General features: G+C 64.3%; 16 protein-coding genes. 10 read left to right on the plus strand and 6 right to left on the minus strand.

Annotation, left to right across the window (positions count from 1 at the left end; genetic code table 11):
• Positions 1 to 22: 22 nt before the first annotated feature.
• On the minus strand, positions 23 to 481 hold the full coding sequence (locus tag QM789_RS00150; RefSeq protein ID WP_420349980.1) for an Rrf2 family transcriptional regulator: 459 nt from the start codon (positions 479 to 481) through the stop codon (positions 23 to 25).
• 182 nt (positions 482 to 663) lie between these two features.
• Here QM789_RS00150 and QM789_RS00155 point away from each other — a divergent pair, with 182 nt between their 5' ends.
• The 9 genes from QM789_RS00155 to QM789_RS00195 all read left to right on the plus strand — a co-directional run bounded on the left by QM789_RS00155 (position 664) and on the right by QM789_RS00195 (position 8,342).
• Positions 664 to 1,323 (plus strand): alpha/beta hydrolase, encoded by a 660-nt coding sequence (locus tag QM789_RS00155; protein WP_420349981.1) that lies wholly within the window; start codon positions 664 to 666, stop codon positions 1,321 to 1,323.
• Positions 1,320 to 1,919 carry an HD domain-containing protein gene (locus QM789_RS00160; protein WP_420350733.1) on the plus strand — a complete coding sequence of 200 codons (600 nt, stop codon included), beginning with the start codon at positions 1,320 to 1,322 and terminating at the stop codon, positions 1,917 to 1,919. Before QM789_RS00155 ends, QM789_RS00160 begins: the two co-directional genes overlap by 4 nt.
• Before the next feature lie 453 nt (positions 1,920 to 2,372).
• A complete protein-coding gene (locus QM789_RS00165) occupies positions 2,373 to 3,584 on the plus strand; it encodes an NADP-dependent isocitrate dehydrogenase (protein ID WP_420349982.1) in 1,212 nt (403 codons plus the stop codon).
• A gap of 37 nt (positions 3,585 to 3,621) precedes the next feature.
• Positions 3,622 to 4,110, plus strand: a complete 489-nt coding sequence (locus QM789_RS00170; protein WP_420349983.1) for a GNAT family N-acetyltransferase — start codon at positions 3,622 to 3,624, stop codon at positions 4,108 to 4,110.
• Positions 4,111 to 4,164: 54 nt separating this feature from the next.
• Positions 4,165 to 4,758 (plus strand): YitT family protein, encoded by a 594-nt coding sequence (locus QM789_RS00175; RefSeq protein ID WP_420349984.1) that lies wholly within the window; start codon positions 4,165 to 4,167, stop codon positions 4,756 to 4,758.
• A 62-nt stretch (positions 4,759 to 4,820) separates the two neighbouring features.
• The gene (locus tag QM789_RS00180) at positions 4,821 to 5,435 is read left to right on the plus strand and encodes a YitT family protein (RefSeq protein WP_420349985.1); all 615 of its coding nucleotides are present in this window, start codon (positions 4,821 to 4,823) and stop codon (positions 5,433 to 5,435) included.
• On the plus strand, positions 5,436 to 5,768 hold the full coding sequence (locus tag QM789_RS00185; RefSeq protein WP_420349986.1) for a DMT family transporter: 333 nt from the start codon (positions 5,436 to 5,438) through the stop codon (positions 5,766 to 5,768).
• A 62-nt stretch (positions 5,769 to 5,830) separates the two neighbouring features.
• The gene (gene typA, locus QM789_RS00190; protein ID WP_420349987.1) at positions 5,831 to 7,651 is read left to right on the plus strand and encodes a translational GTPase TypA; all 1,821 of its coding nucleotides are present in this window, start codon (positions 5,831 to 5,833) and stop codon (positions 7,649 to 7,651) included.
• A 61-nt stretch (positions 7,652 to 7,712) separates the two neighbouring features.
• Positions 7,713 to 8,342, plus strand: coding sequence for a LysE family translocator (locus QM789_RS00195; protein WP_420349988.1), 630 nt, complete (start codon positions 7,713 to 7,715; stop codon positions 8,340 to 8,342).
• Here QM789_RS00195 and QM789_RS00200 read toward each other — a convergent pair.
• From QM789_RS00200 to QM789_RS00215, 4 genes are all read right to left on the minus strand, one after another.
• Positions 8,339 to 9,406, minus strand: coding sequence for an ABC transporter ATP-binding protein (locus tag QM789_RS00200; RefSeq protein ID WP_420350734.1), 1,068 nt, complete (start codon positions 9,404 to 9,406; stop codon positions 8,339 to 8,341). The two genes, QM789_RS00195 and QM789_RS00200, sit on opposite strands and share 4 nt — an antisense overlap.
• A 29-nt stretch (positions 9,407 to 9,435) precedes the next feature.
• Positions 9,436 to 10,242, minus strand: a complete 807-nt coding sequence (locus QM789_RS00205; RefSeq protein ID WP_420349989.1) for an ABC transporter permease — start codon at positions 10,240 to 10,242, stop codon at positions 9,436 to 9,438.
• The gene (locus QM789_RS00210) at positions 10,239 to 11,120 is read right to left on the minus strand and encodes an ABC transporter permease (protein WP_420349990.1); all 882 of its coding nucleotides are present in this window, start codon (positions 11,118 to 11,120) and stop codon (positions 10,239 to 10,241) included. Before QM789_RS00210 ends, QM789_RS00205 begins: the two co-directional genes overlap by 4 nt.
• 128 nt (positions 11,121 to 11,248) lie before the next feature.
• Positions 11,249 to 12,661 carry a PLP-dependent aminotransferase family protein gene (locus QM789_RS00215; protein WP_420349991.1) on the minus strand — a complete coding sequence of 471 codons (1,413 nt, stop codon included), beginning with the start codon at positions 12,659 to 12,661 and terminating at the stop codon, positions 11,249 to 11,251.
• An 88-nt stretch (positions 12,662 to 12,749) separates the two neighbouring features.
• On the opposite strand from QM789_RS00215, the gene QM789_RS00220 reads away from it, so the two are divergent.
• Complete coding sequence (locus QM789_RS00220) at positions 12,750 to 12,938, plus strand: DUF1127 domain-containing protein (RefSeq protein WP_420349992.1); 189 nt, start codon at positions 12,750 to 12,752, stop codon at positions 12,936 to 12,938.
• A 61-nt stretch (positions 12,939 to 12,999) separates the two neighbouring features.
• On the opposite strand, the gene QM789_RS00225 is transcribed toward QM789_RS00220, so the two are convergent.
• Positions 13,000 to 13,248 carry a hypothetical protein gene (locus QM789_RS00225; RefSeq protein WP_420349993.1) on the minus strand — a complete coding sequence of 83 codons (249 nt, stop codon included), beginning with the start codon at positions 13,246 to 13,248 and terminating at the stop codon, positions 13,000 to 13,002.
• Between the last annotated feature and the right edge of the window lie 121 nt (positions 13,249 to 13,369).

A 13,369-nucleotide genomic window follows, 5' to 3' on the forward strand; every position in this document is an offset into this window, starting at 1 on the left:
CAGGCGCGGGATAGCGCAAAGTTCACTCATCCACCACGGAAAACAGCGACGGCACCGCCGGACAGGGCTTCAGCCGGTTCTTCACCACATCTTCGAGCGTGGTCTGGTGCAGGAACACGAAAACCTGCGCCGAGAGGCTTTCCCACAGCCGGTTGGCGAGCGACTGCGCCCGGCTGCCCGAAATCCCGCCCGAGGCCCCCGCCCCCACATGCAGCGCCGAAACGGTTTCATCGACCGCCTCGAAAATATCCGAAATCTTGATCTCGCCGGGCTCTTTCGCCAGTTTGTAGCCGCCCCCCGGCCCGCGCACCGAGGCCACCAGCCCGGACCGGCGCAGCCGCACGAACAACTGTTCGAGATAGGGCAGCGAAATGTCCTGCCGCCGGGAGATCTCCGCAAGGGAGGTCATCTGCCCCGCCCCCACCGTTGCCAGATCGACCAGCGCGACCATCGCGTAGCGGCCTTTTGTCGAAAGTTTCATCTTCCCTCCGGTCGCGGACAGGCGGGGAAATCCCGGCCCGAGCATTGACGGCACGCGCTTCGCCGCTTAACTGCACTTCATCCCAACCCGGCAACAGGCCGGGCGGTTCCGTTGGTAGGCTGTCAACCCCCATGCGTCAAGCGCGCCGGGCAACGCAGCCACCGTTGAGCAGGCGAGAACAGATGCCCGAAGTCATTTTCCCCGGTCCCGAAGGCAGGCTTGAAGGCCGTTACCATCCGCAACCGATCCCGGATGCGCCGATCGCGATCATCCTGCACCCGGATTCGCAGTTCGGCGGCACGATGAACAACCGCGTTGTGTATAACCTGCATTACGCCTTCCACAAGATCGGCTTCACCGTGCTGCGGTTCAACTTCCGTGGCGTAGGCCGGTCGCAGGGCGAATACGACCAGGGGATCGGCGAGCTGTCCGATGCCGCCTCCGCGCTCGATTACCTTCAGGCGATGAACCCGAATTCCAAGCATTGCTGGGTCGCCGGGTTCTCCTTCGGCGCCTGGATCGGGATGCAGCTGCTGATGCGCCGGCCCGAGATCACCGGCTTCGTTTCGGTCGCGCCGCCCGCGAACATGTATGACTTCAGCTTCCTCGCGCCCTGCCCGTCTTCGGGGCTGATCATCAACGGCACCGCCGACCGCGTGGCGCCGCCGAAGGACACCCATACGCTGGTCGGCAAGCTGCGCGAGCAGAAGGGCATCACGATTTCGCATGAGGAAATCGAGGGCGCCGATCACTTCTTCAAGGATGATGAGGCGCATATGAAGCCGCTCGTCACCCACGTCCAGACCTATGTGCGCCGCCGCCTGACGGAGGGGTCGCGCTGATGGACCGGCTGGACCGGCAACTGGATTTTCTGCTCGAAGCGGAAAAGCTGAAGTCGGTCTACCGCGCCACGCCGCTGATCGACAATGCCCGGCCGGAGAATTCGGCCGAGCATTCGTGGTCGCTCGCGCTTTATGCGCTGGTGCTGGCCGATCAGGCGCAGCCGGGGGTCGATGCGAACCGCGCGATCCGGATGTTGCTGCTGCACGATCTGGTAGAGATCGACGTGGGCGATGTGCCGATCCATTCCGGCAATGGCGCCGCCCATGACGCCCCCGCCGTTCAGGCCGCCGAAGCCGCGGCGGCGGAGCGGCTGTTCGGCCTGCTGCCCGCGGATCAGGGCGCGGAACTGCGCGCGGTCTGGCAGGAGTTCGAGGCGAACGAAACCCCGACCGCGCGCTATGCCAAATCGCTCGACCGGGTGCAGCCGGTGCTGCTCAACCATGCGGGCGGCGGCGGATCGTGGATCGACTACGACGTCACCCTGTCGCAACTCGACGAGCGGATCGGCACCAAGGTCGCCCGCGGGCTGCCCGGCATCTGGGAAAAGGTCCGCGCGCGCGTCCTGCCCTGGTTCGAGGGCCGGGACCGCGCCTGATCCCGCCAGCAGATTTTGTGACGCCGGCAGGGCCTGCTGACAATTCCTTGCTACCCCGACTCCCGCTTCATCGGTAAGTGGGAGAGTTCTGTTTCGTCCATTTCCACCAGAAGCGCCGCCCTCGGTGCGACCATTGCGGCCGGTCTGTCTGCCACCGCCACGACCTATGGTCCTGGGGCCGATGTCATCGCTTCGGGCGGCGTGATCACGGCCACCTTCATCGTCAGGTTCGAGGATATTCTGTGGCGCGGCGACTATGACGATCTGGTCTTTGCCTTCAGCAACGTGTCCCCCGCGCCGGGGCGCTTGGGGCGGTGGGCGCTGATGTCATGGAAAGATGCGGAAAACCGCGCTTTCCGCATTTTTCGGAATCGGCATACAATTGCATACCTTCCGCTTCCCGGCGTTATCCGCTAAGACGATGCCACGAGTCACCCAACCGCGGAGAGACCTATGTCGAAGATCAAGGTAGCCAACCCCGTCGTCGAGCTCGACGGCGACGAAATGACCCGGATCATCTGGGATTTCATCAAGAAGAAGCTGATTCTTCCCTACCTCGACATTGATCTGAAATATTACGATCTGGGCATCGAGCATCGCGATGCGACGAACGATCAGGTCACCATCGACGCGGCCGAGGCGATCAAGCAATACGGCGTCGGCGTGAAATGCGCGACCATCACCCCCGACGAAGCGCGGGTCGAGGAATTCGGCCTGAAGAAGATGTGGAAGTCGCCCAACGGCACGATCCGCAACATCCTCGGCGGCGTGATCTTCCGCGAACCGATCATCTGCAAGAACGTGCCGCGTCTGGTGCCGCACTGGACCCAGCCGGTGGTTGTCGGCCGTCACGCCTTCGGCGACCAATACAAGGCCACCGATTTCCGCTTCCCCGGCAAGGGGAAGATCACGATGAAATTCGTCGGCGAAGATGGCACGGTGCAGGAATACGACGTGTTCGACGCGCCCTCCTCCGGCGTTGCGATGGGGATGTACAACCTCGACGAATCGATCCGCGATTTCGCCCGGGCGTCGATGAACTATGGCCTGCTGCGCGGCTGGCCGGTCTATCTCTCGACCAAGAACACCATCCTGAAGGCCTATGACGGCCGCTTCAAGGATCTCTTCGCCGAGGTCTATGCCGCGGAATTCGAAGAGGAATTCAAGAAGAAGGGCATCCATTACGAACACCGCCTGATCGACGACATGGTGGCCTCGTCGCTGAAATGGTCGGGCGGCTATGTCTGGGCCTGCAAGAACTACGATGGCGATGTGCAGTCGGACACCGTGGCGCAGGGCTTCGGCTCGCTCGGGCTGATGACCTCCGTGCTGATGACGCCCGATGGCAAGACGGTCGAGGCCGAGGCGGCGCATGGCACCGTCACCCGCCACTATCGCGAGCATCAGAAGGGCAAGGAGACCTCGACCAACTCGATCGCGTCGATCTTCGCCTGGACCGGCGGACTGAAGCACCGCGCCAAGCTCGACAACAACGCCGCGCTGCAAACCTTTGCCGAAACGCTGGAAAAGGTCACCGTGCAGGCGGTCGAGGATGGCTACATGACCAAGGATCTCGCGCTGCTCGTCGGCCCGGATCAGAAGTGGCTCACGACGATGGGTTACCTTGAAAAGGTCGATGAATATCTGAACAAGGCTCTGGCCTGATCTCAGGGGGCCGGCGGAAACGCCGGCCCTTTTCACCATGCAGATCCGCGATGAACACCCCGCCGATGTGGCCCCGATCCGGGCGCTGACCCAGGCCGCCTTTGCCACGGCGCCGCATGCCTCGGGCACCGAAAGCCGGATCACGGATGCGTTACGCGCAGCCGGGGCACTCACCCTGTCGCTGGTTGTGCAGGACAACGGCGCCCTGATCGGCCATGCCGCCTTTTCGCCGGTGAGCATCGCCGGGGCACGGGGCTGGTACGGCCTCGGCCCGATCTCCGTCGATCCGGACCACCAGCGCCGGGGCATCGGCAGCGCGTTGCTGCGCGCGGGGCTGGCCCGGTTGCGTGCGATGGGCGCCAACGGCTGCGTCGTTCTGGGCGATCCGGCGTGGTATGGCCGCTTCGGATTTGCGGCGGATCCCGCACTCTGGCTTGCCGATGTGCCGCCCGAATATTTCCAAAGCGTCGCTTTTCGCGGCACTGCGGCGGGCGAGGTCCGTTATCACCCGGCTTTCGCGGCCTGAACTCTTCCCGTTCCGGCAGCAAACGCTTACAGCGGGCATAAACCGGAGCGCAGCATGACCACCCACCACACCCTGATCGAAGACACCCAGGGCCTCGCCTTTGGCGGAGTCATGGCGGCGTTCGGGATCGTGATCCTGACCCATCTGGGCTTCATCACCGGGCAGATGGCGGGGCTGGCGGTGTTGATTTCCTATGTCACCGGCTGGGGCTTCGGGCCGGTGTTCTTCGTTCTGAACCTGCCGTTCTACTGGTTCGGTTACAAGCGCATGGGCCTGCGGTTCGTGATCAAGACCTTCATCGCGGTGGCGCTGCTCTCCGGGCTGGCGATGATCCTGCCCCATTATATCAGCTTTGCGACGCTGAATCCGCTGGTGGGGGCGGTGCTTTATGGCTTCATCTCCGGCTCTGCCCTGCTGGCGCTGTTCCGGCATGGGGCGAGCCTTGGCGGCGTCGGCATCATGGCGCTGTATCTACAGGACCGCACCGGGTTCAAGGCGGGCTGGACGCAGATGGCCTTCGACGCCTGCGTCTTCGCGCTCGCGCTGATGCTGCGGGAATGGCACACGGTGGCCTGGTCGGCGCTTGGGGCGCTGGTGCTGAACATGGTGATTGCGATCAACCATCGGCGGGACCGCTACGTCGCCTGACGCATGGCCGCCATGCGTTTTCCCTGATGGACGGCGGCGCGGCGCGGCCTGATAACTAGGTCATGACCCCTGACCTTCCACCCGTGAAACACTATACCCTGTTCGAGGATATTCAGGGCCTGCTGATCGCCTCGGTGCAATCGGCGCTCGGGCTGCATCTGCTGCGGGCGGCGGGGTTGGTCACAGGCGGCACGGCGGGGATGTCGCTGATCCTGTCCTATGTCACGGGCTGGAGCTTCGGGCTGGTGTTCTTCGTGATCAACATCCCGTTCTACGGCCTCGCCTGGCGCGCGCGGGGGCTGATGTTCTGCCTGAAAAGCCTCGCCTCCGTGACCTTCGTCTCGGTTCTGGCCGAGGCGATGAAGCCGCTCGTCCATGTCGACAGCATCCACCCCGGCGCGGCGGCGGTGCTGTTCGGGGTATCGACCGGCGTGGGCCTGCTCGGCCTGTTCCGGCATTCCGGAAGCCTTGGCGGCGTGTCGATCATGGCCCTGATCTTGCAGGACAAATACGGGTTCAAAGCAGGCTGGACCCAGACCATCCACGACCTTGCCCTGTTCGCCGTCGCGTTCTGGCTTCTGCCGGTGGACAAGGTGCTGTGGTCGCTGCTGGGCGCGGTGATCCTGAACATGGTGATCGCCTTCAATCACCGGCGCGATTGGTATATTGTCACCTGAATGCAGACCTACCTTTTCCTTCTGGCCGCCGTCGCCTTTGAAACCTTCGGCTCCTCCTGCCTTCAGGCCAGCCGGCAGTTCACCCGGCTCTGGCCCTCGCTCGGCGTGATCGCGGGCTTTGCCGGGGCGTTCTGGTTTTTCTCGCTGGTGCTGCGCGACCTGCCGCTCGGCGTGACCTATGCGATGTGGTCGGGCATCGGTATCGTGCTGATCACCGGATCGGGCTGGCTGCTGTTCGGGCAGCGGCTCGACCTGGCGGGGATGCTCGGAATCGGGCTGATCATTGCCGGGATCCTCGTCATCAACCTGTTTTCATCCACCGCTACGCACTAGATGCTGGCGCCCCCGGCGGTTTTGCCGTAAGGCCGCAGCAAATCTGACAAGGCTGAACACATATGGACATTCGCAATATTGCGATCATTGCACACGTTGACCACGGCAAGACCACACTGGTCGACAAGCTCCTGCAACAGTCAGGCGCCTTCCGGGAGAATCAGGCCGTCGCCGAACGCGCGATGGACAGCAACGACATCGAGCGTGAACGCGGGATCACCATCCTTGCGAAATGCACCTCGGTCGAGTGGAAGGGCACCCGGATCAACATCGTCGACACCCCCGGCCACGCCGATTTCGGCGGCGAGGTCGAGCGGATCCTGTCGATGGTCGATGGCGTCTGCCTTCTGGTCGATGCCGCCGAAGGGCCGATGCCGCAGACGAAATTCGTGACGTCGAAGGCGCTGGCGCTCGGGCTGAAGCCGATCGTGGTGCTGAACAAGGTCGACAAGCCCGCCGCCGATCCGGAAAACGCGCTGAACGAGGTGTTCGACCTGTTCGCGAACCTCGGCGCTTCGGACGAGCAACTGGACTTCCCGCATGTCTATGCCTCGGGCATCGGCGGCTGGGCGGATCTGGAACTGGACGGCCCGCGTCAGGATCTGTCGGCGCTGTTCGACCTGATCGTGCGCCATGTCGAGCCGCCGAAGCAGATCACGCGCAAGGATGAGCCGTTCCAGATGCTGGCGACCACGCTGTCGGCTGACCCCTTCCTGGGCCGTCTGCTGACCGGCCGGGTCGAGGCGGGCACGCTCAAGGTCGGCGATCCGCTCAAGGCGCTGTCGCGCGATGGCGAGCGGCTGGAACAGTTCCGCGCGACCAAGATCCTTGCCTTCCGGGGCCTGTCGCAACAGCCGATCGACGAAGCCGAGGCGGGCGATATCGTCACCGTCGCGGGCATGTCGAAGGCGACCGTGGCCGATACGCTTTGTGCGCTGGACGTGGACACCGCCCTGCCCTCGCAGCCGATCGACCCACCGACGATTTCGGTCACCTTCGGGATCAACGACAGCCCGCTTGCGGGCAAGGACGGCACCAAGGTACAATCCCGCGTGATCCGCGACCGCCTGATGAAAGAGGCCGAGGTCAATGTCGCGATCAAGGTCGAGGACACCCCCGGCGGCGAAGCCTTCGTGGTGTCGGGGCGCGGCGAACTCCAGATGGGCGTGCTGATCGAAAACATGCGCCGCGAAGGGTTCGAGCTGTCGATCTCCCGCCCGCGCGTGATCTTCCGCGAGGAAAACGGCGAGCGGCTGGAACCGGTCGAGGAAGTCATCGTCGATGTGGATGACGAATATTCCGGCGTGGTGATCGAAAAGCTGACCGGCAACCGCAAGGGCGATCTGGTGGAAATGCGCCCGGCGGGCCATGGCAAGACCCGGATCGTTGCCCATGTCCCCTCGCGCGGGCTGATCGGCTATCAGGGCGAGTTCATGACCGACACGCGCGGCAACGGCGTGCTGAACCGCATTTTCCATAGCTGGGCACCCTACAAGGGCACCATCACCGGCCGCCGTCAGGGCGTTCTGGTGTCGATGGAGTCGGGCGTTTCGGTGGCCTTCGGGCTCTGGGGCCTCGAAGACCGCGGCAAGCTGTTCATCGGCGCGCAGGAGCAGGTCTATATCGGCATGATCATCGGCGAGCATTCGCGGGAGAATGACCTTGAGGTCAACCCGATGAAGTCGAAGAAGCTGACCAACATGCGGGCTTCGGGATCGGATGAAGCGGTGCGGCTGACGCCGCCGGTGCGGATGTCGCTGGAAGAGGCAATTGCCTATATCAACGACGACGAACTGGTCGAGGTCACGCCGAAGATCGTGCGGCTGCGCAAGCGGTTCCTCGACCCGAACGAGCGCAAGCGCGCAGCGCGGGCGGCAGAGTGATCCGGGGGGCTTCGGCCCCCCTTTTCAATGCTTTCCGTAGCGCCCCTTTCAGCAAATCCCCATGACCCTCAGCCTCCTGCTCGCCGCCGCCTTCGCGGGGTTCATCTATGGCATCACCCCCGGCCCCGGCGTTCTGGCGGTGCTGGGCATCGGCGCGGACCGGGGGCGCGGCGCGGCGACGGCGTTTCTGGTCGGCCATCTGGTAGGCGACATGCTGTGGAACGGGTTGGCGCTGGTGGCGATCGTCGGGGTCACGACGATTGGTTCCACGGTGTTTGACCTGCTGGGCGTGATCAGCGGGCTTTACCTTGGCTGGCTCGGCTGGCGGGCGGTGACGGTGCGGCGCGGATCCGAGGGCACCGCCACCGCGCAGATCCGCCGCCCGATGTTGCATGGGCTGACCTTCGGCCTGACCAACCCGAAGGCCTATCCGGTCGCCGTCGCCACGCTGACCGCGCTCTTGTCGGCCAAGGCGGGGATGCTGACCTGGGGAATGCTGCCCGCGCTGGTTCTGGCAAGCTGCCTGGGCGGGTTCGCGGCCTATCTGATTCTGGTCGCGCTGGTGGGCATTCCGGGCGTACGCCGCGCCTACCGGCGGCACGAAATCCTCGTGACGCGGCTGAGCGGCGTGCTGTTTCTGGGCTTTGCCCTGCACGCGCTGATGCAATCGGCGCCGGGACTGCTCGGCTAGCGGAACAGCACCAGCGCGCCGGGCGCCCAGGCGACGCGGGTGCGCGTTCCCACATCCAGCACGGGCCGTCCGAAGACGTTGCGCATGGAAATCCGCACCGGCTTGTCCACCCCGTCCAGCTTGACGTCGTAATAGGTCATGTCGCCGTAATAGACCACCTCGTCGATGGTGCCGGTGGCCTCATGCTCCGCCGCGGGCTGGCCGTCATAGATGATGGTCAGCGTTTCGGGGCGGAAGCCGACCGAAGCCCCACCGCCCGCATGCTGCGCCGCGATCTGATCCTGCGCGATCCGGACCCGGCCCAGACCGGCGACCTCCAGATCCCCCTCTTCCGCCAGAACCTGCGCGGGCAGGAAGTTCATCACCCCGATGAACTCCGCCACCCGGCGCGAATTCGGCCGCCGATACAGGGTCTCCGGATCGGCAAGCTGGGCGATCTCGCCCTCGAACATCACGGCGATCCGGTCGGACATCACCAGCGCCTCCTCCTGATCATGGGTGACCAGAACGAAGGTGATGCCCAGTTCGCGTTGCAGCTTGATCAGCTCGACCTGCATCTGTTCGCGGATCTTCTTGTCGAGCGCGGACATCGGTTCGTCCAGCAGCAGCACCTTCGGCTTGAGGATCAGCGCCCGCGCGAGCGCCACCCGCTGCCGCTGCCCGCCCGACATCGCATGCGCCGCGCGCGGGCCGTAGCCCTTCAGCCCCACCAGTTCCAGCGCCTCGTCCACCGCCTTCGCCTTCTCGGCGGCGGAGCGCGGATCGCGGCGCAGGCCAAAGCCCACGTTCTGCGCCACCGTCAGATGCGGAAAGATCGCATAGCTCTGGAACACCATATTGGTCGGCCGCTTGTTCGCGGGCACGTCCGACATGTCCTTGCCATCAATCAGCACGGCGCCGGAGGAAATATCCTCGAACCCGGCGATGGTGCGCAACAGCGTGGTCTTGCCACAGCCCGAAGGCCCGAGCAGCGAAAAGAACTCCCCCGCCCGGATCTGCGCCGTGATCCGGCGCAGGGCGTGATAGTCGCCATAATATTTCTGCACGTCGCGGAATTCGATCATCGTCGGACGATCGGCGGCGGTTTTGATGGTCACAGGAAGCCTCCGGTGTCTTTGGCGCCGGTTTTCGCGATGCCGCGGCGGCGGAAATATTCGGCGATGGTCAGCAGCACGACCGAAGCGACGACAAGGCAGGTGCCAAGCGCCATGATCATCGGGATCTGCTTCGGGAAGCGCAGTTGCGAGAAGATATAGGTGGGCAGCGTCGTCTGCTCCCCCGCCAGAAAGAAGGCGATGATGAATTCATCGAGCGAGATCGTGAAGGACATCAGGAAGGAGGAAATGATCCCCGGCATCACCAGGGGCAGGGTGATCAGCCGGAAGGTGTTCCACTTCGTCTCGCCCAGATCATAGGCCGCTTCCTCGAACGAGGTATCGAGCGAGGAAAACGCCGCGTTCAGCACCGCGATCGCATAGGGCGTCGCCGCCAGCACATGGCCAAGGATCACGGTAAAGATCGACAGCGGCACACCCACGCCCAAAAGCACGATCAGCAGCGACACCGCCACGATGATCTCGGGCAGGACCAAGGGCAGCATGATCAGCCCCATGATCCCCGGCTTGAACGGAAACTGATACCGCGTCGAGGCCCGCGCGGCGAAAATGCCCAGCGTGGTCGCCAGAACCGCCGTGGACACCGCGATGATCAGCGAATTCTTCAACGCCTGCCCAAGCGCCGCATTGGCGAAGAGCTGATCGAACCATTGCAGCGTGAAGCCCTTCAACGGAAAGGCGATGATCGTGCCGTTGTTGAAGGCAAACACCGGCAAGAGCGCGATGGGCGCATACAGAAACACCAGATAGGCGAAGGCGAAAATGCGCAGGCCGGGGGACTTCATTTCTGCACCTTCAGGAAGCGCCGGTTGAGAAAGAGGAACAGCAGCGAAATCACCGCCACCACCAGCATCGCGCTGACCGCGATGGCCGAACCCAGCGGCTTGTTGTCGATCTTCAGCATGTTCTGCTGGATCATGTTCGCCACCATCGGGAGCTTGCCGCCGCCGATCAGTTCGGGGGTGACGTAATCGCCGATCGTCGGGATGAAAACGATCATCACCGCGCCGATCACCCCGGGCATCGCCAGGGGCAGCGTGACGCGCCAGAAGGTCATGAACTTGCTTTCGCCCAGATCCTGCCCGGCCTCAAGAAACGAGCGGTCGATCTTTTCCAGGCTGACGAAGATCGGCAGGATGGCGAAGGGCGCATAGGCATGGGCCAGCGTGATCGCGATGGCGCCCACCGAATTCAGCATCTGCAACGGCTGGTCGATGATGCCGAGCCCCTTCAGGATGGAATTGATCACCCCGTTGTAGTTCAGGATCACCTTCCACTGGAACACCCGGATCAGGTAGCTGGTCCAGAACGGGATGGTGATCAGGAACAGCCACAGCGACTTCTTCGACGGCGGCAGCACGAAGGAGATGAAATAGGCGATCGGGAAGGCCAGCACCACCGTCACCAGCGTCACCAGCGCCGAGACGATCACCGAGCGCAGCAAAATCGTGCGGAAGATCGGGTCGCTCCAGGCCTGAACGTAATTCTCGACGGTGAATTCATGGATCACCGTCAGATAGCCGTCCCGGAAGAAGGAATAGGCGACGATCATGCCCAAGGGCGCCGCCAGCAGCAGCACGGCATAGATCAGCGTCGGACTGATCATCAGGTAACCGTTGAAGGCTTCGGAATTCCTCAGCCGTTTCAAGGGCGAATCCGACATGTCTGCGTCTCCCTGTCCGCGCCCTTGCGGCACGCCGGGGAACGTTGGCACATGGCGCCTTCCGCGCCAAGAGGGAGACCTAAGGTTCGCGGCGCGAAAACCGGCAATTGCCCGTAAATTGCGCGCAGTCAGACCGGAAGGTCGCCCGGCGGGTTCTCCAGCAGCCGGACCAGACGGCGGATCGCGCGCTGGAAGCGCTCCTCGGGCACGGCACCGGCCAGCGCGATCCGTACGGCATTAGGGGCATGGCCGTCGTGCAACACATATTCGTCGGCCGAACGCAGCAGCACGCCCTCGCCCTCCGCCACTCGCGCGAAGGTCGAGGCCCGCCACCCTGTCGGCAGCCGCAGCCAGATGAAGCTCAGCCCCGGCTGCCAGCAGATGTCCTGATCGCCGAAGCTCTGCACCACCACCTGCAACCGCCGCGCCATCTCCTCCTGCGCGGCCTGGCGCAGCCGCATCGCCTCGCCCGAGGCGAAGATCCGGGTGATAATGTCCGTCACCGGGCGCGGCAGGCCGAAATAGCTGTGCTGCGCGGTCAGGCGCCCGGCCTCGCCCATCCCCTCCGGGGCGACGACGATGCCGAACCGCATCCCCGCCGAAATCGTCTTCGACAGCGAGGTGACATGCCAGGCCCGCTCCGGCGCCAGCGCGCGCAGCGAATCCAGCCCGGAAACCGGCGCGGTATAGCAATCGTCCTCGATGATTTGCAGGTCATGGCGCCGCGCCACCTCGATCAGCGCGAGCCGCCGTTCGTGCCCCATCCGCACCGCGGTCGGGTTCTGCGCGTCCGGCGTGACGCAGACCACCTGCCCCCCATAGCGCCGGCACGCGGCATCAAGCGCCGCCGGCACCATGCCCTCCTCATCCAGCGCGACGGGCACCACCTCCGCCCGGTTCAGCCGCGCGGCATGGCGGAACCCCGGATAGGCCAGCTCCTCGCACAGCACCACGGGCCGGTCGCCACGCAGGCAGCATTGCAGCACGATGTTGATCCCGTTCTGCCCGCCATGCGTCAGCACCAGATCATCCGCCCCGATCATCGGCCGCATGGTGCAATTACCGAACCAGTCGAGCACCGCCTCCCGGCAGTCCCGATCGCGCCGAAGCCCCGGATATTCCAGATATTTCCGGCCCAGTTCCGCCGCCGCCTCGGCCATCGCGCGCGCCAGCGCGGCGGTTTGCCCGACATCGGGCAACTGCGGCGAGCGCAGATCGACCACGCCGTCATCGTCATCCGGATCGGTGAGCGGCTGGCGGTAAAGCGGCTCGGTCGGCCCCAACCGGCGCGATTGTGTCGATACAAACGTCCCGCGCCCAACGGCGGCTTCGAGCAACCCTTCCTGCGTCGCGATCTGATAGGCGCGCGCCACGGTTCCCGGCGTCACCCCCAGTTTCCATGCCAGATCCCGCACCGTCGGCAGCCGCACCCCGGGATGCAGATCGCCCCGCCGCACCCCTTCGCGCAGCGCCCGGACCAGCGACAGATACTTCGGCCCGCTGATCTGCGACAGGTCCGGCTTCCAATTTGTATCAGTCACAATGTTTCTCTGGCTGCGATTGTATGGCCTGATGTAGAGATACATTACGAAAGCAAACGAATTGTATCAATACAGAAAAGGTGCCCCCATGTCGTCGCTGTCGCTGCGTCGCACGTCTCTCCAGAACCACAAGGGCCTGTTGCAGGTCGTTCTTGCCTGGATTGAGGCCCGCCGCACCCGCATCGCGCTGTCGCATCTGGATGCACGGTTGCTCGACGATATCGGCATCACGCCGGACACCGCTCGCAGCGAAGCGGGACGGTCGTTCTGGTCCTGAACAGGCGCCGCAGTCCCCTGTCGGCCCTCTTCCTGCCGGGTGCTTGCACCCGGCTTCTTTTTTAGCTGGCGACCACTTCGATCTGGATCGCGCGCTTGCGCAATTCGGCGAACAGCGCCGGCAGCACGCGGACTTCGCGCGAGGCCCGCACCAGCGCCTCGCCCACCAGCCCTTCGTTCGCCGGGGCGCGCACGCGCCACACCATCCGCCGCTGAACGCCGTCGTCATAGACGATCTCGACCGCGCCCTGCCGTCGCCGCATGCCCAGAAAATCGAACCCCCCGCCGGAGGTCTGAAAACCCGTCTTCATGATGTCACTGCCCGATCTTGTTTTTCTTCTGATGCCGGGCGCTCCGAATCGGGTCAAGACACGGCGACGTGAACGGCCTTCATCCTGCCGCTTGCGCCCGCCCGCGGATCGGCCTAGCCCT

Source organism: Paenirhodobacter sp. (assembly GCF_047600745.1).
Taxonomy (GTDB): Bacteria; Pseudomonadota; Alphaproteobacteria; order Rhodobacterales; family Rhodobacteraceae; genus Rhodobacter.